A 27,000-nucleotide genomic window follows, 5' to 3' on the forward strand; every position below is an offset into this window, starting at 1 on the left:
CATGCTCTCTTGTTAGAAACGGCTAGGGTAAGTAAAGGTTTGGAACAATAAATATCAGGGCGTGGTCCGGGCAATTGGCCGGGACGAAAAATAGCCCTGTAAATAGACCGGCGATTATACGCACAAGTCACCTTGGAGACCGCGATGGAAGAGGAGTCGTACGAATGTCCTTATTGTGGAGAGGTAGTCACGGCGCTACTGGACCTGTCGGCGGGCGATCAGGAATATATTGAGGACTGCCCGGTGTGCTGCCGGCCCATTGTTTTCGAGCTGCAGGTTCATGACGACGAATGGATGCTAAACGTACGCAGCGAGAACGAATAAATAAAAGGTACGCCCATGCAGCGAATCTACGAGCCGGAAAACCTGATGGAAGGCGAGCTGCTGCAAGGCATGCTCGAAAGCGAGGGCATCACCGCGCACCTGGTGGGGCGCGATTTGCTCGGGGGTACCGGCGAACTGCCGATCTATGGCCTGCTGGCGCTGGCGGTGGAGAACGACCAGGCCGCCTACGCCCGCGAGCTGATCACCGCCTACAACGGTGCGCAACCACTGCCCGGTGATGAACCCGACAGCTTTCCCGACGTGCTGGTCTGTTAGGCTGTCGGCCAGTTTCTCCAAGAGTCGTGTTGCCCCATGTGTGGACGTTATGCCCTGTTTCGCTGGAACCCCGCGTTTGCTGCCTTGCCGGGCTTCCCGGCCGACCAGCAGGCCCAGTGGAACATCTCTCCCAATGACTCGGTGCTGATCCAGCGCCTGAGTGACGGCCAGCACACCCTGGCGCGGGCGCGCTGGGGCCTGACGCCGCCCTGGCTGACCGATCTCTCTCGTACACCGGCCCATGCCCGGGCGGAAACCCTTGCCGAACAGCCGATGTTTCGCGAAGCGTTTCGCCAGCGCCGCTGCCTGCTTCCGGCCAATGGTTTCTACGAATGGCGCGGCACCCAGCGCAAGCGCCCGTACTGGCTGACGCCGGGGGAGGGCAGCACGCTGTTCTTTGCGGCGATCTGGGAGGCGTATCCGGTGCAGGAGCAGGTTTGGTTGAGTACGGCGGTGGTGACCCAGGCGGCGCAGAGTCAGCGCCGACCGTTGATTCTGGATGCGGCGGGGCAGGCAGCCTGGCTGAACCCCGAGACCCCGCTGCACACCTTGCAGGCCTTGTTGGCCAGTGAACCCACCGCGTTGCGCGAGCGGGTGCTGGCCAATATGGTCAACGATCCGAAGCTGAATGGACCGGAGTGCCTGACGCCGGGTTGAGCGTTGTGTTGAATCGGCCGGCCTCTTCGCGAGCAAGCCCGCTCCCACATTTGATTGCATTTCAACTGAAGGAATGCGATCGAATGCGGGAGCGGGCTTGCTCGCGAAGGCGCCCGAAAGGGCGCCGCTTGACTCAAACCTTGAACTGATTGATCAACCGCCGCTGCTGCTCCGCCAGCTTGGTCAGGTCTGCGCTGGCCGCGCTCGACTCATCCGCTCCGCCGGCCACTTCATTGGCCACCTGTCCGATATTGATCACGTTACGGTTAATGTCCTCGGCCACCGCGCTCTGTTCCTCGGCGGCGCTGGCGATCTGGGTGTTCATGTCGTTGATCACCGACACCGCCCGGGTAATGGTCTCCAGCGCCTGAGCCGCCTTGGCCGCGTGCTGCACGCTTTCATCGGTGCGGTTCTGGCTGTCTTCCATCACTCGCACCACGTCGCGGGTGCCCTGCTGCAGTTGCTGGATCATGGCCTGGATTTCTTCGGTAGCCTTCTGGGTCTTCTGCGCCAGGTTGCGCACCTCGTCGGCCACCACCGCAAACCCGCGCCCTTGCTCACCGGCCCGTGCTGCTTCGATTGCCGCGTTGAGCGCCAGCAGGTTGGTCTGCTCGGCAATCCCGCGAATCGCCGTGAGGATGGCATTGATGTTCTCGCTGTCCTTGGCCAGCGCCTGCACCACACCGACCGCCTTGCCGATTTCCTCGGCGAGGGCGCCGATGGAGGTGGAGGTGTCGCGCACAATCTGCATGCCCTGGCTCGCCGCTTGATCAGCGTGGCTGGCGGCCTGTGCGGCCTGGGTGGCGTTGCGCGCCACGTCCTGTGCGGTCGCGGTCATCTCGTGCACGGCGGTAGCCACCTGGTCGATCTCGACCATTTGCTTGTGCACGCCCTGGTTGGTGCGAATCGCAATGTCGGCGGTGTGCTCCGACGAGTCGCTGACCTTCTGCACCGAACTCACCACCTGGGTAATCATCCCCTGCAACTTGGCCAGGAATGTATTGAAGCCGCTGGCAATCGCCCCCAGTTCGTCGGCGCGATCACTGGTCAGGCGCCGGGTCAGGTCGCCTTCGCCCTGGGCGATGTCATTGAGCATCGCCACCATTTGCTTGAGCGGCCGGGCAATCCCGTGGCCCACCAGCCAGATCACCAGCAAGCCAATGCCGGCGATCAGCAGACCGGCCACGGCCATGCCGAAAATATCGGTTTTGCGCTGGGCGTCGAGGTCGTGTTGCATCGCCTGCAAGTCCGCCATCACCGCGCTCAAGGGCAGTTGCAGCAACAGGGTCCAGCGGGCATCGGTCTGGCCGATGTTGAACGGCAGGAACAACTCGATATGCCCGTGTTCCTTATCCACGTCGTAACGCACTTCGCCGATCTTCAACTGGCCGAGGTTGGCCAGTTCGTTGCTGTCCAGCAGGTCGCTGGCCTTTTCCCCGAGCTTGCTGGCGTCCTTGGTGTAGGCCACCAGGCGGCCGTTGCTGGAAATCAGCGCCAACTCGCCAGCACCGTTGTACAAATTCTGATCAGCCTTGATGAGCATTTCCTGGATGAAGTTCACCGACAGGTCGGCGCCGACGATGCCCTGAAAGGTGCCGTCGATCATGATTGGTTCGATAAACGAGGCGAGCATCACCATCGCATTCCCTACTTTATAAGGGGCCGGATCGATGGCGCAGGGCTTTTTGCTTTCCTTGGAACACAGGTAGTACTCACTGGCGCGCACGCCGGTGGACAGGATGGTCTGGTCGGCCACGTCAGCCAGTTTATCCAGGCCCAGGCTGCCGTCGGCATTGCGGAACCACCACGGCAGGAAGCGGCCGTTGGTTTCGATGCCGACCACCGGGCTGTTCACGTAGGCAGCATCGTTGTGGTCGATGGCGTTGGCTTCCCAGCCTATATAGGCGCCGAGAATCTTCGGGTTACGCACCACGGTTTCGTGGATCAGGTTGATCAGTTGTTCACGGGAGACCGCCAGTTGCGGGTTGCCGTTGGCGTCTTTCATGCCCATCAGGGCGTTGGCGGTGGCCAGGCCCTTGGCCGTCACCAGCGGTGCTTCGAGTTCGCGCTGGATCAGCGTCGCCTGGGTTTGCGCCAGGGCGGTCAGGCGCTGCTCGATGATTTGTTCGAATTGACCCTGGGTGCGTTCCTGCACCATCTCCTGGGTGCGCGCCCCGGCGAACAAGGCATACAGCACCAACACCGCCACCACGCTCAGGACAATGGCCCCGGCCAGTGCCGCGACAGAAAATTGAATCGACTTGAACTTCATGACGGCTCCGAACGCAGGGGGAGATTGGCTGCTTGTGTATATCGGCCGCGGGCGGGGGAGACATGAGGGCCATTACCTCAAAATGGCTGTGCCGGATGGGCGAATGTCGTAAATGGAATGGTTGCCAGCGTTTGTGAATTTTTTGCGGCAGTGTGGGATGTATCTGAAATCAGGTGGCTATACGTCTGTTGTATCTGGCGTCGATACAATTGGCCGACTACGATACGCGCCATGTTTTCAGGGAGCAGGTTGATGAAAAAGACAGTGGCGGTATGTGCGTTGGGCGCGGCTTTGTTGCTCGCCGGTTGTCAGTCGGTCAACACCACCAGCGGCGGCGCCGTGGGCGTTGAGCGCAAGCAGTACATGTTCAGCATGTTGTCGAGCCAGGAAGTCGACCAGATGTATGCGCAGTCCTACCAGCAGACCCTGGGTGAAGCCAGCGGCAAGGGCCTGGTGGACAAGACCAGCGCCAACGCCAAGCGCGTGCAGGCGATTGCCAACCGCCTGATCGCCCAGGCGCCCACCTTCCGCCCGGATGCGGCGCAGTGGAAGTGGGAAGTGAACCTGATCAAAAGTGACGAGATGAACGCCAACTGCGGGCCTGGCGGCAAGATCTTTGTCTACAGCGCGTTGATCGACAATCTCAAGTTGACCGACGACGAACTCGCCGCCGTGATGGGCCATGAAATTGCCCACGCCTTGCGTGAACACGGCCGCGAAGCCATGTCCAAGGCCTACGGTATCGAAATGGCGAAGCAGGGGGCCGGTGCGTTGTTCGGCCTCGGTCAGGACAGCCTGGCGCTGGCCGATACCGTGGCCAACTACGGCATGACCTTGCCCAACAGCCGCAGCAATGAAAACGAAGCGGACCTGATCGGCCTGGAGTTGTCGGCGCGTGCCGGTTACAACCCGAACGCGGCGATTACCCTGTGGAACAAAATGGCCAAGGCTTCGGAAGGCTCGCCACCTGAATTCATGAGCACCCACCCTGCCTCCGACAGCCGGATCGCCTCGTTGCAGGCGGCGATTCCGAAGGTGATGCCGTTGTATCAGCAGGCGAAAAAATCCTGATTTATAAGGCTGAAATGCAAATCTGAATGTGGGGGCCCGGCTTGTGTGGGCGTCGGGCTTGCCCGCGATGCAGGCACCTCGGTGTGTCAGTTGCACCGAGGTGATGCTATCGCAGGCAAGCCAGCTCCCACAAAAGCCCAGCTCCCATATGGGGTTGCGTTTAGATCCAGCCACTGCTCTGCATGGCCTTGTACACCGCAACAATGGCCAGGATGAAGAATGCCGTAGCCGCCAGTCGACGAATCAGCGTCAGCGGCAATTTGTCCGCGGCAAAATTACCCGCCAGCACCACCGGCACGTTGGCAATCAACATGCCCAGGGTCGTGCCGATAATTACCAGCCACAGTTCCGGGTATTGCGCCGCGAGCATCACGGTAGCGATCTGGGTCTTGTCGCCGATTTCCGCGAGGAAGAATGCGATCAGCGTGGTCAGGAAGGGCCCGAACTTGCGGGAAGTGCTGGCTTCGTCATCGTCGAGCTTGTCGGGCACCAGGGTCCACAGCGCCGTGGCGCAGAAGCTCGCCGCGAGTATCCAGTGCAGCACCGCATCCGAGAAGAAACTCCCGAACCAGGCCCCTACGGCACCGGCGGCCGCATGGTTGGCCAGGGTCGCGGCGACGATGCCGGCGATGATCGGCCAGGGTTTGCGAAAGCGTGCAGCGAGAATGAGCGCGAGCAGTTGCGTCTTGTCGCCAATTTCGGCCAAGGCAACGATTGCGGTAGGGACGAGCAGAGAATCCAGCATCAGGTAAGTTCCAGGGGCGGGTCGACACGGCTATGACACGTACAGCCTTCCCGCCCCGGGTAAGGTGTTCGTGTCATAGGTCTTGTCAAACCCCGGTCCGTCTGTGCGGACTCCTGGGTCGCATACGCCATGGCCTGTTGACCAAGTATGTTGACGTATGCCGGACGAGCGTGGAGCTCGTGGGAGACTACTCCCCTAGGACGGAGCGGATTCTGCCTAGGCAAAATCCATTCGGCAAGCCTTCTTTTGGAAAAAGATCTCAGCCGCGCTTGGCACGGTAAATGCGAAAACCCTGACCTTCTGCCTTGATTGCGCACACGCCAAGATGCTCTTCAATCAGCGGCTGATACTTCAGGAAGCTGTTGGCGACCAAGCGAAGTTCGCCGCCTTTTGCCAGATGTTTGGCCGCTTTTCGCAGCAGGTTCTCGGTGGCGAAATAATCGGTGTGCACCCCGACGTGGAACGGCGGGTTGCTCAGAATCGCGTTCAGATTCATCGGAGCAGCGTCGATGCCATCACCGGTCAACACCTCGGCTTCCAGGCCATTGGCCGCCAGTGTCAGGCGACTGCTGGCAGCGGCAAAGGCATCCACGTCGAGCATTGTCACCGTGTTATGCGGGTAGCGACGCTTGACCGCTGCCCCGAGCACACCCGCGCCACAACCGAAATCCAGCAAGTGACCGCTCGGCAACTTGTCCAGATGCTCCAGCAGCAATGCGGTACCGCGATCCAGCCGACCGTGGCTGAACACGCCCGGCAGGCTCACCACCTTGAGCGGGCCCTCAGCCAGCGGCACCTCGAACACCTGCGCCAGGCTCTCCAGTTCTACCGGCTCGGGGGCGTTGGCCACCGTCACCAGCCACAACTGGCAGTGCCGCGCGTTGTCGAGCTTGCGCGGCTTGCCGAACGGGTTCAGTTGCTTGGCCGCGCTTTCGATGCCGCCTTTCTTCTCCCCCACCAGGTACAACTCCTTGCCGGGCAAACGCGCCGCCACGGCATTGAGCAGGTAGTCGGTGAGGTCCTTGGACTTGGGCAGGAACACCACCGCGGTCTCGAACGAACGCTCGGGCACGTTCACACCGAACTGGCTGCGCTCGGCAAAACGTGCGTCCAGTGCGGCCTGGTCGCCGGCGTGCCAGCTCCAGCCATGGGCATTGGGCAGGCGGCCCAGCAGGTCGTCGGCGGGCAAGCCCACCAGCAGCACGTCGCCTTGAAAAAGTTCGGCCTGGCGAAGCAGTACTTCACTGCGCGGATCCATGGTCTGCTCCTTGAAAAGGGGCGCAGTTTATCAACTGACGACACGCAGCGGGGCGCCGCTGAAAAAGCCCTGAGCGTTTTCGATCAATTGGCCGACGATCCGCTGCCGCGCTTCGCGACTGCCCCATGCATTGTGTGGCGTAACGATCAACCGCGGGATATCGCCAGCCAGCAGCGGGTTGCCGTTCACCGGCGGTTCCACGCTCAATACATCGGTCGCCGCGCCGCCCAGGTGCCCACTGCGCAAGGTATCGGCCAGGGCCTGTTCGTTGATCAAGCCACCACGGGCGGTGTTGACGATAAACGCGCCGGGCTTGAGCAAGGCGAGTTCACGGGCACCGATAAAGTCGCGGGTGTGTTCGTTGAGCGGGCAGTGCAGGGTCAGCGCGTCGACCTGCGCCAGCAACTCATCCAGCGGCACGCGATCGGCGCGGGCCGGACGGCCTGGAATGGCACCCAGGATCACGCGCATGCCAAAGGCTTCAGCCAGGCGCGCAACGGCACCGCCCAATTCACCATGGCCCAGCAGGCCGAGGGTTTTGCCTTCCAGCTCGACGATCGGATAGTCCAGCAGGCAGAACTGCTTGGCTTGTTGCCAGTGCCCCGCCTGCACATCCCGTTGATAGTCGTTCAGGCGCGTCGCCAGGTTCAGCAGCAGCATGATCGTATGCTGCGCCACCGATGGCGTGCCGTAACCCTGGCAATTGCTCACGGTAACGCCGTGGGCGCGGGCGGCAGCGAGGTCGACGTTGTTGGTGCCGGTGGCGGTCACCAGGATCAGCTTCAGCTCGGGGCAGGCCGCCAGGGTCTCGGCATTCAGCGCGATCTTGTTGCTGATGGCCACCTGCGCGCCTTGCAGGCGTTCGATAATGTTTTCGGGTGTGGTCTGCTGGTGCAGGCTCAGTTCGCTGAAGAGTGCCTGCAACCCGCTGAGGTCCAGGTCCCCGAGGTCCAGGGAAGGGTGATCAAGGAAGACGGCGCGGCGATTGTTCGTCATCAACTGTACCTTTTGCGGCGGGATTCGAAGGCGTAATCTGCCGAGCCTATCAGATGAAATAATCAGTTACTTCCTGGAGTGTGCATGTACCTCACCGAGTTCTTGACCGTGGCACTGATTCACCTGTTGGCGGTGGCCAGCCCTGGCCCGGATTTCGCCGTGGTGGTACGTGAAAGCGTGACCCATGGCCGACGGGCCGGCACCTGGACGGCGTTGGGCGTCGGTTCGGCGATTTTCCTGCACGTGGGGTATTCGCTGCTGGGCATCGGCTTGATCGTGTCCCAGTCCATCGTGCTGTTCAATGCGCTGAAATGGGCGGCGGCGGCCTACCTGCTGTACATCGGCTTCAAGGCCCTGCGCGCCCAGCCGGCCAAGCCTGCCAGTGAAGAAGACCTGCACCTGGAAGCGGGCGAGCGCACCGCCCGTGGTGCGTTTACCTCAGGGTTTGTCACCAATGGCTTGAACCCCAAGGCCACGCTGTTCTTCCTGTCGCTGTTCACCGTGGTGATCAATCCCCACACGCCGTTGGCGGTCCAGGCCGGTTACGGCGTGTACCTGGCCGTGGCGACCGCGATCTGGTTTTGCCTGGTGGCCATGCTGTTCAGCCAGCAACGCGTACGCGCCGGTTTTGCACGCATGGGCCACTGGTTCGACCGCACCATGGGCGCGGTGCTGATTGCCATCGGTGTGAAGCTGGCCTTTACCAGCATGAAATAAGCCGGATGCTGGCTCAAAGCTAGCATTCATTGGGTTCTGCAAATCATTCCTTTGGCTGATTTGGCTGAAACATAAGCGCTCTAAAGTGCAGATGTTTCAGCCAAGACCGTGCAGTCAGATAAGGGATTCGTATGTTGCAGACTCGTGTTATCCCGCCCGCCGAAGGCGCCTACCAATACCCGCTGTTGATCAAACGCCTGTTGATGTCCGGGACACGCTACGAGAAGACCCGGGAAATCGTCTACCGCGACCAGTTGCGCTACACCTATCCCACCCTGATCGAGCGTGTCGCCCGCCTGGCCAATGTGCTGACCGAGGCCGGGGTCAAGGCCGGTGACACCGTGGCCGTGATGGACTGGGACAGCCACCGCTACCTGGAATGCATGTTTGCCATTCCGATGATTGGTGCGGTAATCCACACCATCAACGTGCGCCTGTCCCCGGAACAGATTCTGTACACCATGAACCACGCCGAGGACCGCTTTGTACTGGTCAACAGCGAGTTCGTGGGGCTCTACCAGGCCATTGCCGGCCACCTCACCACCGTCGACAAAACCCTGCTGCTCACCGACGGCGCGGACAAAACCGCCGAATTGCCGAACCTGGTGGGTGAGTACGAAACATTACTGGCGGCGGCGAGCCCCCGCTATGACTTCGAGGATTTCGACGAAAACTCCGTCGCCACCACCTTCTACACCACCGGCACCACGGGCAATCCCAAGGGCGTGTACTTCACCCACCGCCAACTGGTGCTGCACACCATGGGCGTGGCGACCATCATGGGCAGCGTCGACAGCGTGCGGCTGTTGGGCACCAACGACGTCTACATGCCGATCACCCCGATGTTCCACGTGCACGCCTGGGGCCTGCCGTATGTGGCGACCATGCTCGGCCTGAAGCAGGTTTATCCAGGCCGCTACGACCCCGAATACCTGGTGGAGCTGTGGCGCAAGGAGAAGGTCACCTTCTCCCATTGTGTGCCGACCATCCTGCAAATGGTGCTCAACGCCAAGGCCGGCCAGGGCGTGGATTTCGGCGGCTGGAAAATCGTCATCGGTGGCAGCGCCCTCAATCGCTCACTGTATGAAGCCTCCAAGGCCCGCGGGATCCAACTGACAGCGGCGTACGGCATGTCCGAGACCGGGCCGCTGGTGTCCTGCGCCCATCTCAATGAAGAACTGATGGCCGGCACCGAAGACGAACGCACCACCTACCGCATCAAGGCCGGCGTGCCCGGCCCATTGGTGGAAGCGGCGATCATCGATGGCGAGGGCAACTTCCTGCCCGCCGACGGTGAATCCCAGGGCGAGCTGGTGCTGCGCGCGCCATGGCTCAGCGAAGGCTATTTCAACGAGCCGCAGAAGGGCGCCGAGCTGTGGGCCGGCGGCTGGATGCACACCGGCGATGTGGCCACCCTCGATGCCTTCGGCGTGATCGATATCCGCGACCGCATCAAGGACGTGATCAAGACCGGCGGCGAGTGGATCTCCTCCCTGGCGCTGGAAGACCTGGTCAGCCGTCACCCGGCGGTACGCGAAGTAGCGGTGGTGGGGATTGCCGACCCGCAGTGGGGCGAGCGCCCGTTTGCGTTGCTGGTGGTGCGTGATGGCCATGTGATAGGGGCCAAAGAGCTGAAGGAACATCTCAAGCCGTTTGTGGAATTGGGCCACCTGAGCAAGTGGGCGATTCCAAGCCAAATCGCCGTTGTTACGGAAATTCCCAAGACCAGCGTCGGCAAGCTCGACAAAAAACGTATCCGTGTCGACATCATTGAATGGCAGGCCAACAACAGCACCTTCCTTTCCACTCTCTGACGCTGCTTGCCGTGCCCTCGCGGGCACGGCAGCGCTCTAGTCCAAGCCTTCACTTGTGATTTGCCAATTTTCAGCCATCCTTCCGTCGCTGACCTTCGTCAGCATGGCGAAAAGGACTGTGGCAGACGGGTTGGTGATGCAAATCACACTTTAGAGGGATCAAGCGGTACCCCCTGCTGGCTATAGTTCATCCCAGAGTTTTTCAAGGTGCGGTGCTGTGAACCTGGCGGGTTCATCTGTTCGCCCGGCATTGGAATCGTTGTATTCCGGCCGTTACAAGCCCTTAGAAACGACTCACTGCCATAACAATAATGCACATGGAGTAGCGTCGATGATCTCAGCACACCAGTTCTGGCGCCGGGCAAAACTGCCTTTGGCCGTCAGCCTCGCCTCTACGCTCGCCGGGCCTGCATTCGGCGTCAGTTTCAACATCGGTGAAATCGAAGGCAGCTTTGACTCGTCCCTGTCGGTCGGGGCCAGTTGGTCGACGGCGGGTCGCAATAAAGACCTGATCGGTGCCAACAACGGTGGCAGGGGGTTGTCGCAAACCTCGGATGACGGTCACCTGAACTTCGACAAAGGTGATTCCTTCTCGAAGATCTTCAAAGGCATTCATGACCTTGAGTTGAAATACGGCGACACCGGCGTGTTTGTCCGGGGCAAGTACTGGTATGACTTCGCGCTGCAAAACGAAGACCTGGACTTCAAGAATGTCAGCAACAACAACCGCAAAGAGGGCGCCAAGTCTTCTGGCGGGCAGATTCTCGATGCATTCATCTATCACAACTACACCATTGCTGATCTGCCAGGTAACGTGCGGTTCGGCAAGCAGGTGGTGAGTTGGGGTGAAAGTACCTTTATTGGTGGCGGTATCAACTCCATCAACCCGATCGACGTGTCCGCATTCCGTCGTCCCGGGGCCGAGATCAAGGAAGGCCTGATCCCGGTCAACATGTTCTATGTGTCGCAGACGCTGACCGATAACTTGTCGGCAGAAGCGTTCTATCAGTTGGAGTGGGACCAGACGGTGACCGACAACTGCGGGACGTTCTTCTCGCAGCCGGATGTGGTTTCCGATGGTTGTAACAACAACCTGCGGGTGCTGAACAAGCGCTCGACCATTCCAGGCGCTGCACTGCCTACCCTCAACGCCCTGGGCGTGGATGTGAACAACGAAGGTGTGCTGGTGCGCCGTGGGCCGGACCGTGACGCCCGCGACAGCGGCCAGTTCGGCGTGGCGATGCACTACAACTTCGAGCCGCTGGATACCGAATTCGGCGCCTACTTCATGAACTACCACAGCCGTGCGCCGATCTTCAGCGCCCAAGGTGCGCCAGCATCGGCCTATACCCGGCCTTTGGGGCCGCTGGGTGCGCTGCGGCCGCTGATTGTTGCGGGCAGTTCCAACTACTTCATTGAGTACCCTGAAGACATCCGCCTGTACGGCTTGAGCTTCTCCACCACGCTGCCTACCGGTACTGCCTGGAGCGGTGAGTTGAGCTATCGGCCAAATGCCCCAGTACAGCTCAGCACCACCGACATTCTTTATGCGGGTGTCACGCCGATTCCGGGCTACGGGAATGCCTCGGTGCTGAAGGGCACGCCAGGGCAGGATCTGCATGGCTACAATCGCAAAGAAGTGACGCAGTTCCAGACCACCTTTACGCACTTCTTTGATCAGGTCATGGGCGCCAGTCGTTTGACCACGGTCGGTGAAATTGGCGTGACCCACGTCGGTGGCCTGGAAAGCAAATCCGACGCACGTTATGGCCGAGATCCGGTCTTCGGTCCTGGCACGCTGCCAGGCGGGTTCTGTAACGCCCTTAACAACTCGACGGCCAACGGCGCCGGTCTGCCGAACGCCGCTGGCCTGAACACCAACTGCAACAACGACGGCTACACCACGGCCACCTCCTGGGGCTATCGCGCTCGTGCCATCTGGGAGTACCCGGACGTCTTCGCCGGTGTAAACCTCAAGCCCAACGTGGCGTGGTCTCATGACGTCAAAGGCTACTCGCCAGGTCCTGGCGGCAACTTTGAAGAGGGGCGCAAGGCCGTCAGCCTGGGTGTCGATGCCGAGTACCAGAACACCTACACCGTCAGCCTCAACTACACCAACTTCTTTGGCGGCAAATTCACCACGGTGGATGACCGTGACTTTATCGCCTTGAGCGCTGGCGTGAACTTCTAAGCACACTCTCTTTAAGCAGTATGTTTTAAGGAAGAACCAGAACATGAAAATAACTAAAAATCTGTTGCAGGTGGGTGTGCTGGGGCTGTCGATCATGGCGGGTAGCGTCATGGCGGCGGTCTCGGCGGATGAAGCCGCCAAGCTCGGCACGACCCTGACCCCGATGGGCGCCGAAATGGCCGGTAACGCGGCCGGCACCATCCCTAAATGGTCGCCGCTGCCCACCAACGCCGGTGCCGTGGATGCCCGTGGCTTCCTGGCCAACCCGTACGCCAGCGAACAGCCGCAATTCACCATCACCGCGCAGAACGTCGAGCAGTACAAGGACAAGCTGGCGCCGGGGCAGTACGCGATGTTCAAGCGCTACCCCGACACCTTCAAGATGCCGGTCTACCCGACCCATCGCGGCGCCACGGTGCCAGCTGATGTGTTCGCCGCCATCAAGAAAAACGCCACCAGCACCAACCTGGTGTCCGGCGGCAACGGCCTGGAAAACTTTGAAACCGCCGTACCGTTCCCGATTCCGAAAAGCGGCGTTGAAGTGATCTGGAACCACATCACCCGCTATCGCGGCGGCAGCGTGACCCGCCTGGTGACCCAGGCCACGCCGCAAACCAACGGCTCGTTCAGCCTGGTGTATTTCCGTGATCAGTTCGTGTTCCGCGACAAGATGAAGGACTACGACCCGAAAAACCCGGGCAACATCCTGTTCTACTTCAAGCAGCAAGTGACTGCGCCGGCACGTCTGGCCGGTGGTGTGCTGCTGGTGCACGAAACCCTCGACCAGGTGAAAGAGCCGCGTTCGGCGTGGGTCTACAACGCCGGCCAGCGTCGTGTGCGCCGGGCACCGCAAGTGTCGTATGACGGCCCGGGTACCGCCGCCGACGGCCTGCGTACCTCCGACAACCTCGACATGTTCAACGGTGCACCGGACCGCTACGACTGGAAACTGGAAGGCAAGAAGGAACTGTACATCGCCGAAAACAGCTACAAGCTTGACGATCCGAAGCTCAAGTATGTCGACATCATCAAGGCCGGCCACATCAATCAGGACCTGGCGCGCTACGAGCTGCGCCGTGTGTGGCATGTGGTTGCAACCCTGAAGGAAGGCCAGCGCCACATTTACGCCAAGCGTGATTTCTTCATCGACGAAGACACCTGGCAAGCCGCGGTCATCGACCACTACGACGGTCGTGGCCAGCTGTGGCGCGTGGCTGAAGCCCATGCCGAGAACTACTACGACAAGCAAGTGCCGTGGTACGCCCTCGAAACCCTCTACGACCTGCAGTCCGGCCGCTACCTGGCACTGGGCATGAAGAACGAAGAGAAACAGGCCTATGACTTCGGTTTCACCGCCACCACCAGCGACTTCACCCCGGCGGCTCTGCGCCAGGATGGTGTTCGCTAACTTGCTGTAAACGAGGCCGCATCCTCGAAGAAGCCCCGACTGGTTCGGGGCTTTTTTTTGCGCGACCACGGTGGCGAGGGAGCTTGCTCCCGCAGGGATGCGTAGCAGCCCCAAAAACGGGAGCGCTGCGCACTCCAGCGGGAGCAAGCTCCCTCGCCACAGAGTGTCGGTCGTTACAGAAGAAGTCCGGATATTTTTTGTTGTAGTCTTTTTCAGACAAATGTTGCAAAGATCTACAAAGCTGCCGCTTTTACCGCTAGTCTGCGGACATCTGCAATGCCGACAACAGCCTTCTACAAGAGCCCGGCGATGACTGATCTGTCCCGAATTCAAGGGCCTGCCAGCGCGGTAATTCCGACCCTGGAAGGTCGCTTCTATCGACCCCCACTGCCTGACGGCTACGTGTTGCGACCGCGCCTGTGCGAACGGCTGAGTGAAGGGTTGGCCGGGCGTCTGTTGCTGGTCAGCGCCCCGGCCGGGTTCGGCAAGAGTTCGCTGGCGGTGGAGTTCTGCCAGAGCCTGCCGGCCCACTGGCAAAGCCTGTGGTTGGGGCTAAGTCCCCGGGACAACGACCCGGGACGTTTTCTTGAACGCCTGCTCGACGGTTTGCAGCAATACTTCCCGCAGTTGGGCGCCCAATCCCTGGGCCTGCTGAAAATGCGCCAGCGTCACCAACCCTTCGCCTTTGAAGAATGGCTCGACGGCCTGCTGGATGAACTGACGGTGCACCTGTCGACCCAGGCGCCGCTGTTGCTGGTGCTGGATGACTACCATCTGGCCCAGGGCCCGGTACTCGACCGCTGCCTGCAATTTTTCCTCAATCACCTGCCCGACGGCCTGCTGGTGCTGGTCACCAGCCGCCAGCGTCCCGACTGGCACCTGGCCCGCCTGCGCCTGTCCCGGCATTTGCTGGAACTGCACGAGCAGGACCTGCGCCTGACTCACGGCGAATCCCTGGCCCTGCTGGATCGCCACAGCAGTTCATTGCGTGGTGAAGCCCTGGATAACCTGATCCGGCGCAGCGAAGGCTGGGTGGCCGGCCTGCGTTTCTGGCTGCTGGCGGCTTCCGAGGCCGGCAGCGAAGGTACGCTGCCCCAGGGTTTGCACGGCGGGGAAGGGCTGATCCGCGATTACCTGCTCGAAGAAGTCATCGACTGCCTGCCCTCGGAAGTCCAGGCGTTCCTCTACGACACCGCGTCCCAGGAGCGCTTTTGCAGCGAGCTGTGCGACGCCGTGCGCGAGGCCCACGACAGCACGGAAATCCTGCGCTACCTGCAAGCCCACCAGGTATTCCTGGTGCCGCTGGACGAGCAGGGCCATTGGTACCGTTATCACCATCTGTTTTCCGACCTGCTGCGCACCCGGCGCGCGAGCAATGCCGTGTTGCCGGCAGCCAGCCTGCACCTGCGGGCCTGCCGCTGGTTCAATGCCCAGGGCTTGATCGACGAGGCAGTGGAGCAGGCGCTGCGTGCGGGCCACCTGGATGTGGCGGCAAACCTGGTGCAGAACCTGTCCGAAGAGCAACTGCTGGCGGAGCAGAATGTCGGCATGCTGCTGCGCTGGAAAATGGACTTGCCCGACAGTTTGCTGATGAGTACGCCACGCCTGATCGTGCTCTACAGTTGGGCGTTGGGCCTGGCCTGCCAGCTGGATGCGGCGCAGGAACTGGCCAGCCACCTCAGCCGTTTTTTACCGGCCCCGTCGGCCACCGCGCAAAAGTCGATGCTGGCGCAATGGCTGGCCCTCAGCGGGATTATTGCCCGGGGCCGTGGTGATCGTGAGCTGACCCAGTCGTATTGCAGCGAGGCCCTGGAAAGCCTGCCGCACAAACGCTATGGCCAGCGGTTGATGTGCCTGTCGACCCTGTCCAACCTGGCCATTGTCGACGCCGACCTGTGGCGCGCCCGCGGCCTGAACCGCGAATCCCTGGAGTTGGCGCAGCGGGTCGGCAATCCATTGTTTGAAGCGCTGGCCCATTACGACCGAGCGCGTGTACTGCAGGCCCGTGGCGAGATCCTGCGGTCGCTGGATGAAGTGCGCCAGGGCCTGCAACGTTTGCAAGGCCTGGCGCCGCAACGCCTGTACGCAGTGCGCGCGCGCCTGGCGTTGTACGAAGGCTATTTGCTGCTGATGCGCTGCCAGCCTGAAGCCGGGCTCGCTCGGCTGCGTGCCGGATTGACGGAGGCGCGAGCCTGTCGGGATATCAGCGTGTTGATCGGCCACTGTGTGATCGCCAGCTTCGAAGGTCGCCGTGGCGACTTCTCCGTGGCCTTTGCCGAATTGGCCGAGGCCGAGCGCTTGATGCATATCTGGGACGTGCCGCCGATTTTCTATCTGGCGATGATCACCCTGGTCAAATGCGAGCTTTGGCTGGCTCAGGGCCGCACCGACCTGGCCGATGCCTGGCTGACGCGGCTGGGGCAAACCTACAACGGTGAACAGGCCGCTGCCGCACCGGAGTTCCACCCGCACCTGCCGCAACATATCGAGTTGCAACAGGCGGCACTCGACGCCATCCGTCATCAGCCGGCGGCTTCACTGCAACGGCTCGATGAACTGGCACGCCAGGCCCATAACAGCGGCCGGCAGATGATCAGCCTGATGGCGCTGACCCAGCAGGCACTGTTACTGCTGGACGGTGGCCAGGAAGCCCAGGCCCGCCCGGTGTTTGCCCGCGCGCTTGAAGCGGCTGCCGGTGGCGCGATGCAACCTTTCCAGCGCCTGTTGGAACGCTATCCCGAGTGGACGCGGGAGCATCTGTCTCGGGATCCCCATGGACTGATGAACCAGGGCCTGCTGGCACTCTTGCCGGATGTTGCAGTAGTTGAAACCCCACACACACTGGAGACCCTGAGCGCCCGTGAACTGGCGGTGCTGCACCTGATCGCACAGGGTTGTTCAAACCAGGAGATCAGCAATCAGCTGTTTATCTCCCTGCACACCGTGAAAACCCACGCCAGCCATATCAACAGCAAGCTCGGGGTGGAGCGGCGCACACAGGCGGTGGCGCGGGCGCAGGAGATGGGATTGCTGGGGTAGAAACCTGGATCAATGGGATCGAAAGCCCCAGACGATTTCCACCACGCGGGCTGCCACCAGTACATAGATCAGGATAAGCAGCAGCTGAAGGACCAGGTGATAACGCAGCTTGGCGAGCCGGCGGATGCCATCGCTCACATTCAGCACCATCAGCAAGCTTGAGACCACGATCAAGCCCCACCCGGCCACGCTTGACGCCAGGATGCCGAGGAACAGTTCATGTTTCCCGGCCAGTGCGTTGGTGCCCGCAGCAAACAACAGCGCGCATACCAGCAGGTTCTTCACATTGTCGAAGACCTGGGTGCTGAAGTCATTCTCCAGCAGTTGCTGATACCACTTCCAGAATGTGCGCATGGCTCGATCCCCCGGATCAATGTTTACCGCACGGCGGGGCACTCACTCGATGACTTGTCGGCGGCCTGGCTGAGCAGCGCGGCAAACCGCTTGACGTTGTTTTGCTGCGCGATCACCAGGTCATCAATGGTCGGGCCGGATGGCGACTGCACCACCGTGCGACACGTCAGCGGCGTGCGTTCGTCCGTGCCCGTCTGGCGAAGCCGCCATTTGACGTCGAGCAGGGCGTACTGCCCGGGGATCGAGTCAAAGCGCTGGACCTCAATGCGCACCGCCAGGTTTTTCCGGCTGCTGGCGAGTTGATCCACCAGCGCGCTGCGCAACTCATCCACCAGGCTGGCAGCCCACCATTGCGTCTCGAGAATGGCCACGCCGCTGTCACCCTGGCGGATGACAATCTGCGGCCGGTCGACCTGTGGCGGGACCGTGATGCTTTCAATCCGGATCTCGCCCCCCGCGGTCAATGACGCATTGCTGCGCTGCACCGGCGTCAGGGTATGAAATTGAATGGGCTCACTGCGGCACGCCGTCAGCAGCAGCAACCCGGTGAGCAGCGTGATCTTCAGCGGCAAAGCCATGGTGGTTGCTCCTGTGGTCATTTGCGCGGTGGCCCTTGCAGGTCGGAGGGCGCGGCGTTGTCGGGGCGACCGCGAATCAGCGATTCGGGATGGCGTGCCAGGTAGTCCGACAGCTCTCGCAGGGAGCGCGACATGCGGCTCAGTTCGTCCAGGGTCTGGGTCAACTGTTCCCGTTGCGGCGAATCCTCGGCCAGGGTCGAACTGGCGGATTGCAGGGTTTTACTCACGTCGGCCAGCGTGTTTTGCACCCCCGGCAGTGTCTTGGCGTTGAACTGGCCGAGACCCTTGCGCAGTTCCACCAGGCTGCCGTCGAGGTTGCCGGCAATTCGCTCGATCGGCAGCTGGTTGATCTTGTTGACGATGCCTTCGAGTTTTTCCTGCAGTTGTTCCAGGTTGCCGGGGATGGTCGGAATACTGACGGGGCGCAGGTTCGGGTCAAACACGACTTTGTCGGCCTTGGGGAAGAAGTCCAGGGCGATATAGAGCTGGCCAGTGAGCAGGTTGCCGCTGCGGGCCTGGGCGCGCAGGCCGTGTTCGATGAAGCTGCCTATCAGGCGCACACCGCCGGCTTCGTCGTTGGGGTCATGCTTCAAGACCGTGAGCATTTTGGTGTTGGCTTCGCCGAGGCGCTGCGGGTAGATCACGATGCCGACGTTGACCGGGAAGCTGCGTTTTTTCTCGTCGAAATCCAGGTTGATCGACACCACTTTGCCGAATTCGATACCCAGGAACTCCACTGGCGCACCCACCGTAAGCCCGCGCAAGGCCTGGTCGAACCGCAGGTTCAGGTATTGCGCCTTGCCATTGGGCGGGGCCAGCGCGGTTTGCTGGTCGGCGAACAGTTCATAGGAGTGTTCTTCGTCGGCCGGCTTGTCGTTGGGGCTGTAGGGCGGGGCGAGGAAGGCGATGCCGCCCACCAGCATGGACGACAAGGATTCGGTTTTCAGCGCAAACCCGTTGGCGCCGACACTCACATCAATCCCGCTGGCGTTCCAGAACCGGGTGTTCTCGGTGACGTAGGCGTCATTGGGTGCATGCACGAACACGTCGATGTTCACGCCCTTGCCATCAGCGTCCAGGGCATAGGCCACCACCTGGCCAACGGGAATCTTGCGGTAGTACACGGGGGAGCCGATATCCAGCGAACCCAGGTCCTGGGTGTGCAGCGTGAAGCGCTTGCCCGGTTCGCCATAGGTAATGGGCGGCGGGTTTTCCAGGCCGGTGAACCGGTTGGCGCGGGTATCGGACTGGCCGATATCGGCGCCGATGTAATCCCCGGAGAGCAGCGTGTCGATACCGGAAACGCCGCCGGCACCGATACGTGGGCGCACCACCCAGAACTGCGAGTCTTCACGGGTGAAGCTTTCAGCCTGTTTGGACAGTTTGATCGTGGCGTTGACGCTTTTCTGATCGTCGCTCAACTCCACATCAGTCACCTGGCCGATCACCACGTTGCGGTATTTCACGTCGGTCTTGTTGGCGGTCAGGCCGCTGCCGGTCTTGAAGGTAATGGTAATGCTCGGCCCTTGCTGAAGGATGCTGTGCACCACCAGCGAAATGCCCACCAGCACCGCGACAATCGGCACGATCCACACCAGCGAGACGCTGAAGCGCCGCGTCTTGATCGCAGGCGAGCCCGCAGGCTGCGGTTTGTCAGTGGTTTGCGACGCCATCCGGCATCTCCTCGTTGTGTGGGTTTTCCCAGATCAGGCGCGGGTCGAAACTCATGGCCGAGAGCATGGTGAAAACCACCACCAGGCCAAAGAACAGAATGCCCAGGCGCGGCTCGATGGTGCCCAGGGCCTGGAACCGCACCAGGGCGGCCACCAAGGCCACCACGATCACATCCAGCATCGACCAGTAGCCAATCACTTCGACGAAGCGAAACAGCTTCGAGCGCTCCTTGCGCGCCCACTGGTTATTGCGCTGCACGGTGACCAGCAGCAACGTCAATGCGACGAACTTGATACCCGGCACCGCGATGCTGGCGATGAAAATGATCAGGGCGATGTCCCAGGCGCCGTGCTGCCAGAACTCCAGCACGCCGCTCATGATGGTGCTGTCGGCGCCCGAGCCGAGCATCGAGGTGTTCATCACCGGCAGTAAGTTGGCGGGCACGTAAAACGCCAGCGCCGTCAGCATATAGGCCCAGGTACGGGTCAGCGAATGGACCTTGCGCCGGTGCAGCGGCGCGCCGCAACGCTCGCATTCGTCGGGCGCGGTGCTGACGTCGCAAGCCTGGCCGCAGCTGTGGCACAGGCACAGGTTCAGCTCGCTGGCGGTCGGTGGACGGCTCATAAAATGTCCCACAGGTCGCGAATATCACGCCCGGCAATGCGGATCAGCAACAGGCTGAGGGCGGCCAGGGCAAACAGGCCGGTGCCGGGCAACACATCCAGCATGCCGGCGAGTTTGAACACCGCCACCATGGCGCCCAGCAGGCAGACTTCGAGCATGCTCCAGGGCCGAAGCGCTTCGAGCCAGCGCATGCACAGCTTGAACGCCGGCGAGCGTTGGCCCTTCATCGCAAAGCCCAGCACCCAGATCAACAGCAGCAACTGGAACACCGGCGCGATGATGATGGAAATCGCCGCCACCAGCGCGATGAAGGTGATCGGGCCCTGGGCCAGTGCGACCACCGAATCCCATAACGTGGCGCTGCTTTTCAGGCCTTGCAGGCTGATGCTCATCACCGGGTAGAAGTTGGCGAAAATCCACAGCACGGTGGCGGTCAGGGTCAGGGCCAGGCGTTGTTCCACCGACAGCCCGTTATAACGCTGGAGTACGCCTGCGCAGCGGGTGCAAAGGGTCTTCTGATGTTTGGCGAGCGTGACTTTTTCGTACACGCAATCGCAGTGTTCGCAGATGATCAATGGGCTGAGGGTCGCCATAAGTCCCACTCCATGCGCTATACGTTGCGCGTTGTATGACTGGCGCCAGAGTAGCTTAGCAGTTGCCGGGTTTGACAGCCGTGCGCTCGCGAGCGCTTTCGGATCGGGTGCAGGGTCGAACATACTGTGCGCCAGAATGCAGTACAAAAGAGTGTGCCTTTGAATTTGCAGGAATACCCATGAATATTCAGTCTCCCGCGCTGATCCGCGAAACGTTCCCGGTAGGCCCGTTGCAGTGCAACTGCACGATCATCGGCGACCCCGTCACCAAAAAAGCCATCGTCGTCGACCCGGGCGGCAACCATGAGCTGATCCTGGCGCGCCTCGATGCGCTGGGCCTGAAAGTGGTCAGCATTATTCACACCCACGCCCATCTTGATCACTTCCTGGCCTCCGGGCAGTTGAAGGAAAAAACCGGCGCTACCCTGCACTTGCACAAGGAAGACCAGTTTCTGTGGGACAACCTGGAAATGCAGTGCCAGATGTTCCGCGTGCCTTATACGCCAGTGCCGTCGCCGGATCGCTGGCTGGAGGATGAAGAAGAGCTGGCCTGTGGTTGCGGGGTTGCCTTGCATACACCTGGACACACACCCGGCTCGATGAGTTTCTGGTTCGCCGATGCGAAGTTGCTGATTGCCGGCGACACCCTGTTTCGGCGCGGCGTGGGCCGTACGGATTTGTGGGGCGGTGACCAGGCGACCATCGTGCGCTCGATCAAGCAACGGCTCTACACCCTGGATGAAGCGGCGGTGGTGGTGACAGGGCACGGTCCGGATACGCGCCTGGGAGATGAAATGCGTGAGAATCCGTTTGTCCGCGCGTGAAGGAAAATGTGGGTAGTTTTTCGGATACCAAGTGGCAACTATCAGACGAAACATATAGAGAAAATGACAATTACCGTTCAGGAAGTCTCTGCTAGGGTTTGAGTGTGGCCGGGCTTGTGTGGAGATGGAATTTTTACCGTTTGTCGTGTTCCAAGCTCGGCACAGGTCCAATGCCAATGTCCTCTGCATCACCGAATGCAAAAGTAGGAGCTTCCTTCATGTTCACTTCTCGTCGTCTGCTTGTTGTTGCTACTGCCGTAGCCCTGTTGTCGGGCTGCGCTTCACCTAATCCTTATGACGGCAGCCAGGCACAGGGTGGTGGCTCTTCCGGTGTGAGCAATACCGCCAAGTATGGTGGCCTGGGCGCTCTGGCTGGTGCGTTGGCGGGCGCAGCCATCGACCACAACAACCGCGGCAAGGGTGCGCTGATCGGCGCTGCCGTCGCCGGTATCGGTGGTGCGGGCTACGGCTACTACGCCGACCAGCAGGAAAAGAAACTGCGTGCCAGCATGGCCAACACCGGTGTCGAAGTGCAGCGCCAGGGCGACCAGATCAAGCTGATCATGCCGGGTAACATCACCTTCGCCACCAACTCGGATGCGATCTCCAGCAGCTTCTACACGCCGCTGAACAACCTGGCGAACTCGCTGAAGCAGTTCAACCAGAACACCATCCAGATCGTTGGCTACACCGACAGCACCGGCAGCCGTCAGCTCAATATGGACCTGTCCCAGCGTCGTGCGCAGAGCGTGGCCAATTACCTGACCTCCCAAGGTGTCAGCCCGACCAACCTGAGTGCCCGCGGTGCCGGCCCGGATAACCCGATCGCCAGCAACGCCGATGTCAATGGCCGTGCCCAGAACCGTCGTGTGGAGGTCAACCTGGGCCCGATCCCGGGCCAGCAGTACGGTCAGCCTGCCGCCCAGCAGCAACAGGCGCCACAGCAGAATAACCAGTTCCAGGGCAACCCGTACCAGCAGTACCAGTAACCAGTAGTCAATAAAAAGGGCGCCGTGCAATCCATGCACGGCGCCCTTTTTTGTGGCTGACGATAAATCAGTCGATGTATTCGAACAGCTTCACGATCTTCTGTACGCCGGACACACTTTGTACCAGGTTGGCGGCGCGGGTGGCTTCTGCCTGGGTCAGCAGGCCCATCATGTAGACGATGCCGTTGTCGGTGACGATCTTGATCCGAGAGCCGGGAATGGCGCTGTCGGTCAGCATCTGCGTCTTGATCTTGGTGGTCAGCAGGGCGTCGTTGCTGATAGCCAGCAGGGTGATCGGCTCCATCACCTGCAGTTCGTTGTGAACCTTCTTGACCCGCTGCACAGTGGCGGCAGCTTGTTCAGCCTGGGCCTTCAAGTCGGCGCGCGGGGTTTGGCCGGTGAGCAGCACCACGCCGTTGAAGCTGACGACCACGATGCGCGACGCGCCGTTGCCCAGGTCTGGAGCGGCCTTGGACACGTTGACGGAAACCTTGGTCTCGATCAGTGAGTCATCGATTTTGCTGCCGAAAGTGCGGGTGCCTTTATCGTCCTGGATGGGCGTGTCGCGGCTCGCTTCGATTACCGAGCTGCAGCCGCTGATGCCTAGGCACAGCGTGATTGCCAATAGGCTAAGGCGTTTAACGGTCATTCTTCACTCCCGAACAGTTGGCTGTCGATCAGATCGCACAGGCAGTGGATCGCCAGCAGGTGGACTTCCTGGATACGTGCGGTGACATTGGCCGGGACGCGGATTTCCACGTCTTCGGGCAACAGCAGCGAGGCCATGCCGCCGCCGTCGCGTCCGGTCAATGCTACGACAATCATTTCACGATCATGTGCGGCCTGGATCGCTTGAATAATATTCGCCGAGTTACCGCTGGTGGAGATCGCCAGCAGGACGTCCCCCGGCTGGCCAAGGGCGCGAATCTGTTTGGAGAAGATTTCGTTGTAGCTGTAGTCGTTGGCGATCGAGGTGATCGTCGAGGTGTCGGTGGTCAGGGCGATGGCCGGCAGGCTCGGGCGCTCACGCTCGAAGCGGTTGAGCAGCTCTGAGGAGAAATGCTGGGCATCGCCGGCCGAACCGCCGTTGCCGCACGAAAGCATTTTGCCCTCGTTGAGCAAGGCGTTGACCATGACCTGACTGGCTTGCTCGATGTGCGGTGCAAGTACGTCCATCGCCTGTTGCTTGGTATCGATACTGGCCTGGAAAAGCTGGCGAATTCGGGATTGCATGTCCATCTGTGTGACCTTAAGTAGCGCGGCTGTTTGGCACGGGAATGTGCAGCCCGCAAAGCAAAGAGCAAAAGTGTGCGGTGTAGATGTCCGGCGAATCAGCTGTCAAAGGCATCTTGCAGCCAGTTCAGATCGGCTGTTCCCCGGGGAGTGCTTTCTATGGCAACCACATCGAAACGGCAGGGATGATCGGCCCAGCGACGCTCCTTGAGCAGGAAAAACTGCGCGGCGAGTATCAACTTCTGGCGCTTGCGCCCGTCGATACTGGCGAGCGCGCCACCCCATTGTGCGTGTTTTCTGTAGCGGACTTCGACAAATACTACTGTATCGCCGTCAAGCATGACCAGATCAAGCTCGCCGCGTTTGCATAACCAGTTCTGCGCCAGGAGGCGCAGACCTTGTTGTTGCAGGTACTCGAGAGCTTGAAGTTCGGCGTCCTTGCCGCTTTGTGCGCTTGACCGCTCGGGCATCAGCGCGGGGTATCAGGCAGGCGCTGGATCTCGCCACCGACGAACTTCGCCCATGGCATCTGGCGGTCGACACGCTGGCTGGCGCTGACGCCCAGGTTGCCCGACAGGCCGTCGACACGAGTGTCCGGCAGTGCCTTGAGCTGCCCCAGGCGCGGCGCCAGGCGGTAGGCATCCACACCCATCGCATAAAGACGGCCAAGGCTGCCGTTGGCTTGTGGCCATTGGGCAGCGACCTGGTTGCGCAGCGGGTCGGTGGTGTTCAGCAGCCAAGGGGTTTCGCAGAACATCACGTTGGTCATGTCCAGGTACTGGTTCTTGTCGCCACTGGCGCTGAACACGTGGGACGTCGCATACACCGGCACGTCGCCAGCGTATTGGAAGTTCAGGGTCGGCTTGATCTGCTGGGCCAGTTGCGGAGTCACGGCCAGGAAGATGAACTCGATGTCCTGGCGGCGCGATGGCTGGGCGGAAACATCCGAACCTACCGTGCTTTGCAGGCTCTTGGCGCGGCCTTCGCTCTTGCGCAGCTGGAACAGGTCGGCAATCTGCTGGGCCAGGGCTACCGGCTGGTCAACGTACTCGACGCCCACCACGGTGCCGCCATTGGCTTCCCAATCCTGACGGAATGCCTTGTAGACGCGCTCGCCCCATTCGCCTTTCGGCACCATGGCGGCGGCGCGGTGCAGGCCATCGGCGCGAGCACGACGGGACACTTCACGGGCTTCGTCTTCAGCGGCCAGGCCAAACTGGAACAGTTGCGCCGGGTTCTGCTCGGCTTCGCTGTAGTTCAGGGCCAGGGTGGTAATCGGCAATTGCGGGCGTGCGCTGAGTTGCTTGACCAGTGGCTTCTCCAGCGGGCCGACCACCAGTTGCACGCCGGCGGCCTGGGCCTTGGCGTAGAAGTCGTCGATGGAGGTCAGGCGCGAGCTGTCGTAGAACTCGATCACCGGCGGCTTCTGCCCGGCTTGTTCAGCCTGGTAGTGCGCGGCCATGAAGCCTTCGCGCAGCGCCTTGGCAACGCCGGCCAGCGGACCTTCCTGCGGCAGCAGCAGCGCGATCTTGTTCAGCGGCTGGCTGGCCAGTTCCTTGAGCTTGGTCAGCGGCTGCGGCAATTGCGAAGCTGCCGGGTGGCCAGGGTTCTGGGCGCGCCAGGTGTCGATGGCCGCCTGCTGTTGCTCCAGAGTGCCGGCGCCCTTGACTGCCTGGGCCAGGCTGATCCAGCCGTCCAGCGTCGGGTTGCCGCTGGCTTGCAGCTGATCGGCAGGCAAGGCGGCAATCAGTGCCCAGATGGCTTCGTGGTTGCTGTTGTAGGCATCGCCCGTCAGCAGCGGGGCCATGGCGACGCGCTCGCGGGCGGCGGCCAGGGTCTGGCCGTCGGCCTCATAGGCGCGGGCATGCACGGTGCCCGTGCGGATCTGCTGTTCAGGCGGCAGTTCCTTGAGGCTTTGCAGGCTCGGGTGATTCAAGGCCGTCAACGCTGCCTTGGGCTGGTTGCGGGCCATCGCCAGTTCAGCCGACAGGGTGCTGGCAAATACCTGCGCCGCCGGTTTCAGGACGTCCAGTGGCACCTGGGCAAGAATCTGCGCCGAGCGTCCCGGATTGTTTTGGTGGAACGCCAGGTCAGCCGCACTCAAGCGCAACAGCGCGGCTTTTTCCGGAGTCTTGGCCGAAGTCGCCTGTTCGAGCAGTTGCTCGATGCTGGCATCCGGAGTCCGGGGGAGGTCGCCAAGGCTGGACGAGGGCGAGCTGGCGCAAGCCGCCAACAGGGCAGCGAGGCAGAGGGCAGAGAACAGCCGCAGGCAAGCGATCATGTAAGTGTTCCTGATACCGATCAAATTAGCGTGGAATTGTACCCAAGCACTGGCCGGGGCGCGATGTTACTGGCGTGAAACCGTCTATTTAGGTCGTGTAAATGTTGCAGGACCCTATAGGCGGCTGAAATCGAACCCGCCCCGAGGGCATATATTCAAGGCGTCTACGCGCTACAATGTGGCTTTTGCCAACCATCGAGGTGTGCGTTTTGACTGCTCCAGGTCCTTTGAATTCCACTGCAGGCTCGCTTTTTGTCGTGGCGACGCCCATTGGCAACCTGGACGACATCAGTGCCCGTGCGCTGAAAGTGTTGCGCGACGTAAAACTGATCGCGGCTGAAGACACTCGGCACTCCCAGCGGTTGATGCAGCATTTCGGTATTCCGACCCCCTTGGCCGCCTGTCACGAACACAACGAACGTGAAGAAGGCAGTCGTTTTATCACTCGTTTGCTGGCGGGTGATGACGTGGCTTTGATCTCGGATGCGGGTACGCCGCTGATTTCCGACCCTGGCTATCATCTGGTTCGCCAGGCGCGGGCGGCTGGTATCAATGTAGTGCCTGTTCCGGGAGCGTGCGCGCTGATTGCTGCATTGTCTGCTGCCGGCTTGCCGTCGGACCGGTTTATCTTCGAAGGCTTCCTGCCTGCCAAGGCCGTCGGGCGCCGGGCGCGCCTGGAACTGGTAAAGGAAGAGCCACGCACGCTGATCTTCTACGAAGCCCCGCACCGCATCCTTGAGTGCCTGCAAGATATGGAGCTGGTGTTCGGCGGCGATCGCCTGGCACTGCTGGCGCGGGAAATCACCAAGACCTTCGAAACCCTCAAGGGCTTGCCGCTGCAGGAACTGCGCGAATTCGTGGAAGGCGACAGCAATCAGCAGCGCGGCGAGTGCGTAGTGCTGGTAGCCGGCTGGTCGGCGCCGGAAAGCGAAGATGCCGTGGGCAGCGAGGCAATGCGCATTCTTGACCTGCTGCTCAAGGAGATGCCATTGAAGCGCGCCGCTGCATTGGCCGCGGAAATAACCGGCGTACGCAAGAACGTCCTGTATCAAGTGGCGCTGGATAAACAAAAGGGCGAATAG

25 protein-coding genes, 1 pseudogene and 1 riboswitch are annotated in these 27,000 nt (G+C 61.2%); of the genes and pseudogenes, 12 read left to right on the plus strand and 14 right to left on the minus strand.

What is annotated here, in order from left to right; all coding sequences use genetic code 11:
* The first annotated feature begins 144 nt into the window (after positions 1-144).
* From HX786_RS05085 to HX786_RS05095, 3 genes are read left to right on the plus strand one after another with little or no spacing between them, the layout of a single operon-like run.
* Positions 145-324 (plus strand): CPXCG motif-containing cysteine-rich protein, encoded by a 180-nt coding sequence (locus tag HX786_RS05085; protein ID WP_102369897.1) that lies wholly within the window; start codon positions 145-147, stop codon positions 322-324.
* A gap of 15 nt (positions 325-339) precedes the next feature.
* Positions 340-600: a putative signal transducing protein gene (locus HX786_RS05090; RefSeq protein ID WP_017477710.1), complete on the plus strand. Its 261-nt coding sequence runs from the start codon at positions 340-342 to the stop codon at positions 598-600.
* Between the two features lie 36 nt (positions 601-636).
* Positions 637-1,257 carry an SOS response-associated peptidase gene (locus HX786_RS05095; protein ID WP_003216163.1) on the plus strand — a complete coding sequence of 207 codons (621 nt, stop codon included), beginning with the start codon at positions 637-639 and terminating at the stop codon, positions 1,255-1,257.
* 133 nt (positions 1,258-1,390) lie between these two features.
* Here the strand turns inward: HX786_RS05095 and HX786_RS32280 are convergent, their stop codons facing one another.
* Together HX786_RS32280 and HX786_RS32285 are read right to left on the minus strand one after the other, a co-directional pair.
* Positions 1,391-2,233: a methyl-accepting chemotaxis protein gene (locus tag HX786_RS32280; RefSeq protein WP_371132336.1), complete on the minus strand. Its 843-nt coding sequence runs from the start codon at positions 2,231-2,233 to the stop codon at positions 1,391-1,393.
* Between the two features lie 15 nt (positions 2,234-2,248).
* A pseudogene (locus HX786_RS32285) lies at positions 2,249-3,529 on the minus strand (HAMP domain-containing protein); the annotation flags it as partial.
* 252 nt (positions 3,530-3,781) lie between these two features.
* Between HX786_RS32285 and HX786_RS05105 the strand changes: the two are divergent.
* Positions 3,782-4,600, plus strand: coding sequence for a M48 family metallopeptidase (locus HX786_RS05105; RefSeq protein WP_003216165.1), 819 nt, complete (start codon positions 3,782-3,784; stop codon positions 4,598-4,600).
* Between the two features lie 160 nt (positions 4,601-4,760).
* On the opposite strand, the gene HX786_RS05110 is transcribed toward HX786_RS05105, so the two are convergent.
* The 3 genes from HX786_RS05110 to HX786_RS05120 form a co-directional block, all read right to left on the minus strand.
* A complete protein-coding gene (locus HX786_RS05110) occupies positions 4,761-5,345 on the minus strand; it encodes a TMEM165/GDT1 family protein (protein ID WP_003216166.1) in 585 nt (194 codons plus the stop codon).
* An 88-nt stretch (positions 5,346-5,433) separates the two neighbouring features.
* Positions 5,434-5,553, minus strand: a riboswitch (yybP-ykoY riboswitch).
* A gap of 51 nt (positions 5,554-5,604) precedes the next feature.
* The gene (locus HX786_RS05115) at positions 5,605-6,603 is read right to left on the minus strand and encodes a class I SAM-dependent methyltransferase (RefSeq protein ID WP_008434258.1); all 999 of its coding nucleotides are present in this window, start codon (positions 6,601-6,603) and stop codon (positions 5,605-5,607) included.
* Positions 6,604-6,633: 30 nt separating this feature from the next.
* Positions 6,634-7,599 carry a 2-hydroxyacid dehydrogenase gene (locus HX786_RS05120; protein ID WP_178911792.1) on the minus strand — a complete coding sequence of 322 codons (966 nt, stop codon included), beginning with the start codon at positions 7,597-7,599 and terminating at the stop codon, positions 6,634-6,636.
* A gap of 84 nt (positions 7,600-7,683) precedes the next feature.
* Here HX786_RS05120 and HX786_RS05125 point away from each other — a divergent pair, with 84 nt between their 5' ends.
* From HX786_RS05125 to HX786_RS05145, 5 genes are all read left to right on the plus strand, one after another.
* Complete coding sequence (locus HX786_RS05125) at positions 7,684-8,316, plus strand: LysE family translocator (RefSeq protein WP_003216169.1); 633 nt, start codon at positions 7,684-7,686, stop codon at positions 8,314-8,316.
* A 131-nt stretch (positions 8,317-8,447) separates the two neighbouring features.
* A complete protein-coding gene (locus tag HX786_RS05130) occupies positions 8,448-10,130 on the plus strand; it encodes a fatty acid--CoA ligase (protein WP_003216170.1) in 1,683 nt (560 codons plus the stop codon).
* A gap of 331 nt (positions 10,131-10,461) precedes the next feature.
* On the plus strand, positions 10,462-12,321 hold the full coding sequence (locus HX786_RS05135; protein ID WP_008434252.1) for a DUF1302 domain-containing protein: 1,860 nt from the start codon (positions 10,462-10,464) through the stop codon (positions 12,319-12,321).
* Between the two features lie 43 nt (positions 12,322-12,364).
* Complete coding sequence (locus HX786_RS05140) at positions 12,365-13,729, plus strand: DUF1329 domain-containing protein (protein WP_008434250.1); 1,365 nt, start codon at positions 12,365-12,367, stop codon at positions 13,727-13,729.
* Positions 13,730-14,038: 309 nt separating this feature from the next.
* The gene (locus HX786_RS05145; RefSeq protein ID WP_178911793.1) at positions 14,039-16,768 is read left to right on the plus strand and encodes a LuxR C-terminal-related transcriptional regulator; all 2,730 of its coding nucleotides are present in this window, start codon (positions 14,039-14,041) and stop codon (positions 16,766-16,768) included.
* 9 nt (positions 16,769-16,777) lie between these two features.
* Here HX786_RS05145 and HX786_RS05150 read toward each other — a convergent pair whose 3' ends face one another.
* The 5 genes from HX786_RS05150 to HX786_RS05170 are packed head-to-tail and all read right to left on the minus strand — an operon-like array spanning position 16,778 to position 20,591.
* Positions 16,778-17,122 (minus strand): hypothetical protein, encoded by a 345-nt coding sequence (locus tag HX786_RS05150; RefSeq protein WP_003216175.1) that lies wholly within the window; start codon positions 17,120-17,122, stop codon positions 16,778-16,780.
* Between the two features lie 23 nt (positions 17,123-17,145).
* A complete protein-coding gene (locus HX786_RS05155) occupies positions 17,146-17,700 on the minus strand; it encodes a membrane integrity-associated transporter subunit PqiC (protein WP_177027792.1) in 555 nt (184 codons plus the stop codon).
* Positions 17,701-17,717: 17 nt separating this feature from the next.
* A complete protein-coding gene (locus tag HX786_RS05160; RefSeq protein WP_003216179.1) occupies positions 17,718-19,373 on the minus strand; it encodes an intermembrane transport protein PqiB in 1,656 nt (551 codons plus the stop codon).
* On the minus strand, positions 19,354-19,998 hold the full coding sequence (locus HX786_RS05165; RefSeq protein ID WP_003216181.1) for a paraquat-inducible protein A: 645 nt from the start codon (positions 19,996-19,998) through the stop codon (positions 19,354-19,356). Before HX786_RS05165 ends, HX786_RS05160 begins: the two co-directional genes overlap by 20 nt.
* Positions 19,995-20,591 carry a paraquat-inducible protein A gene (locus HX786_RS05170; RefSeq protein WP_003216183.1) on the minus strand — a complete coding sequence of 199 codons (597 nt, stop codon included), beginning with the start codon at positions 20,589-20,591 and terminating at the stop codon, positions 19,995-19,997. Before HX786_RS05170 ends, HX786_RS05165 begins: the two co-directional genes overlap by 4 nt.
* Before the next feature lie 179 nt (positions 20,592-20,770).
* Between HX786_RS05170 and HX786_RS05175 the strand changes: the two genes are divergently transcribed.
* Both HX786_RS05175 and HX786_RS05180 read left to right on the plus strand, forming a co-directional pair.
* The gene (locus HX786_RS05175; protein WP_003216184.1) at positions 20,771-21,415 is read left to right on the plus strand and encodes an MBL fold metallo-hydrolase; all 645 of its coding nucleotides are present in this window, start codon (positions 20,771-20,773) and stop codon (positions 21,413-21,415) included.
* A gap of 218 nt (positions 21,416-21,633) precedes the next feature.
* The gene (locus HX786_RS05180; RefSeq protein WP_032899265.1) at positions 21,634-22,404 is read left to right on the plus strand and encodes an OmpA family protein; all 771 of its coding nucleotides are present in this window, start codon (positions 21,634-21,636) and stop codon (positions 22,402-22,404) included.
* Positions 22,405-22,471: 67 nt separating this feature from the next.
* Here the strand turns inward: HX786_RS05180 and HX786_RS05185 are convergent, their stop codons facing one another.
* From HX786_RS05185 to HX786_RS05200, 4 genes are all read right to left on the minus strand, one after another.
* A complete protein-coding gene (locus HX786_RS05185) occupies positions 22,472-23,053 on the minus strand; it encodes a BON domain-containing protein (RefSeq protein WP_087692852.1) in 582 nt (193 codons plus the stop codon).
* Positions 23,050-23,643 (minus strand): phosphoheptose isomerase, encoded by a 594-nt coding sequence (locus tag HX786_RS05190; RefSeq protein ID WP_003216190.1) that lies wholly within the window; start codon positions 23,641-23,643, stop codon positions 23,050-23,052. Before HX786_RS05190 ends, HX786_RS05185 begins: the two co-directional genes overlap by 4 nt.
* Positions 23,644-23,735: 92 nt before the next feature.
* The gene (locus tag HX786_RS05195; RefSeq protein WP_076014393.1) at positions 23,736-24,107 is read right to left on the minus strand and encodes a YraN family protein; all 372 of its coding nucleotides are present in this window, start codon (positions 24,105-24,107) and stop codon (positions 23,736-23,738) included.
* Positions 24,107-25,918 (minus strand): penicillin-binding protein activator, encoded by a 1,812-nt coding sequence (locus HX786_RS05200; RefSeq protein ID WP_177021829.1) that lies wholly within the window; start codon positions 25,916-25,918, stop codon positions 24,107-24,109. Before HX786_RS05200 ends, HX786_RS05195 begins: the two co-directional genes overlap by 1 nt.
* A gap of 176 nt (positions 25,919-26,094) precedes the next feature.
* Here HX786_RS05200 and rsmI point away from each other — a divergent pair, with 176 nt between their 5' ends.
* Entirely contained in the window at positions 26,095-27,000 is a 906-nt protein-coding gene (gene rsmI / locus HX786_RS05205; RefSeq protein WP_161635740.1) for a 16S rRNA (cytidine(1402)-2'-O)-methyltransferase, read from the plus strand.

Source organism: Pseudomonas sp. 21615526, from assembly GCF_013386245.1.
Taxonomy (GTDB): Bacteria; Pseudomonadota; Gammaproteobacteria; order Pseudomonadales; family Pseudomonadaceae; genus Aquipseudomonas.

Bases quoted from the DNA above. Each gene is read 5' to 3' on its own strand.
- HX786_RS05150 (WP_003216175.1), bottom strand. From the start codon at position 17,122: ATGCGCACATTCTGGAAGTGGTATCAGCAACTGCTGGAGAATGACTTC.
- HX786_RS05185 (WP_087692852.1), bottom strand. From the start codon at position 23,053: ATGACCGTTAAACGCCTTAGCCTATTGGCAATCACGCTGTGCCTAGGC.
- HX786_RS05115 (WP_008434258.1), bottom strand. From the start codon at position 6,603: ATGGATCCGCGCAGTGAAGTACTGCTTCGCCAGGCCGAACTTTTTCAA.
- HX786_RS05140 (WP_008434250.1), top strand. From the start codon at position 12,365: ATGAAAATAACTAAAAATCTGTTGCAGGTGGGTGTGCTGGGGCTGTCG.
- HX786_RS05155 (WP_177027792.1), bottom strand. From the start codon at position 17,700: ATGGCTTTGCCGCTGAAGATCACGCTGCTCACCGGGTTGCTGCTGCTG.
- HX786_RS32280 (WP_371132336.1), bottom strand. From the start codon at position 2,233: ATGATTACCCAGGTGGTGAGTTCGGTGCAGAAGGTCAGCGACTCGTCG.
- HX786_RS05170 (WP_003216183.1), bottom strand. From the start codon at position 20,591: ATGGCGACCCTCAGCCCATTGATCATCTGCGAACACTGCGATTGCGTG.
- rsmI (WP_161635740.1), top strand. From the start codon at position 26,095: ATGTGGCTTTTGCCAACCATCGAGGTGTGCGTTTTGACTGCTCCAGGT.
- HX786_RS05180 (WP_032899265.1), top strand. From the start codon at position 21,634: ATGTTCACTTCTCGTCGTCTGCTTGTTGTTGCTACTGCCGTAGCCCTG.
- HX786_RS05145 (WP_178911793.1), top strand. From the start codon at position 14,039: ATGACTGATCTGTCCCGAATTCAAGGGCCTGCCAGCGCGGTAATTCCG.
- HX786_RS05175 (WP_003216184.1), top strand. From the start codon at position 20,771: ATGAATATTCAGTCTCCCGCGCTGATCCGCGAAACGTTCCCGGTAGGC.
- HX786_RS05160 (WP_003216179.1), bottom strand. From the start codon at position 19,373: ATGGCGTCGCAAACCACTGACAAACCGCAGCCTGCGGGCTCGCCTGCG.
- HX786_RS05165 (WP_003216181.1), bottom strand. From the start codon at position 19,998: ATGAGCCGTCCACCGACCGCCAGCGAGCTGAACCTGTGCCTGTGCCAC.
- HX786_RS05085 (WP_102369897.1), top strand. From the start codon at position 145: ATGGAAGAGGAGTCGTACGAATGTCCTTATTGTGGAGAGGTAGTCACG.
- HX786_RS05200 (WP_177021829.1), bottom strand. From the start codon at position 25,918: ATGATCGCTTGCCTGCGGCTGTTCTCTGCCCTCTGCCTCGCTGCCCTG.
- HX786_RS05110 (WP_003216166.1), bottom strand. From the start codon at position 5,345: ATGCTGGATTCTCTGCTCGTCCCTACCGCAATCGTTGCCTTGGCCGAA.
- HX786_RS05135 (WP_008434252.1), top strand. From the start codon at position 10,462: ATGATCTCAGCACACCAGTTCTGGCGCCGGGCAAAACTGCCTTTGGCC.
- HX786_RS05090 (WP_017477710.1), top strand. From the start codon at position 340: ATGCAGCGAATCTACGAGCCGGAAAACCTGATGGAAGGCGAGCTGCTG.
- HX786_RS05120 (WP_178911792.1), bottom strand. From the start codon at position 7,599: ATGACGAACAATCGCCGCGCCGTCTTCCTTGATCACCCTTCCCTGGAC.
- HX786_RS05125 (WP_003216169.1), top strand. From the start codon at position 7,684: ATGTACCTCACCGAGTTCTTGACCGTGGCACTGATTCACCTGTTGGCG.
- HX786_RS05105 (WP_003216165.1), top strand. From the start codon at position 3,782: ATGAAAAAGACAGTGGCGGTATGTGCGTTGGGCGCGGCTTTGTTGCTC.
- HX786_RS05190 (WP_003216190.1), bottom strand. From the start codon at position 23,643: ATGGACATGCAATCCCGAATTCGCCAGCTTTTCCAGGCCAGTATCGAT.
- HX786_RS05130 (WP_003216170.1), top strand. From the start codon at position 8,448: ATGTTGCAGACTCGTGTTATCCCGCCCGCCGAAGGCGCCTACCAATAC.
- HX786_RS05195 (WP_076014393.1), bottom strand. From the start codon at position 24,107: ATGCCCGAGCGGTCAAGCGCACAAAGCGGCAAGGACGCCGAACTTCAA.
- HX786_RS05095 (WP_003216163.1), top strand. From the start codon at position 637: ATGTGTGGACGTTATGCCCTGTTTCGCTGGAACCCCGCGTTTGCTGCC.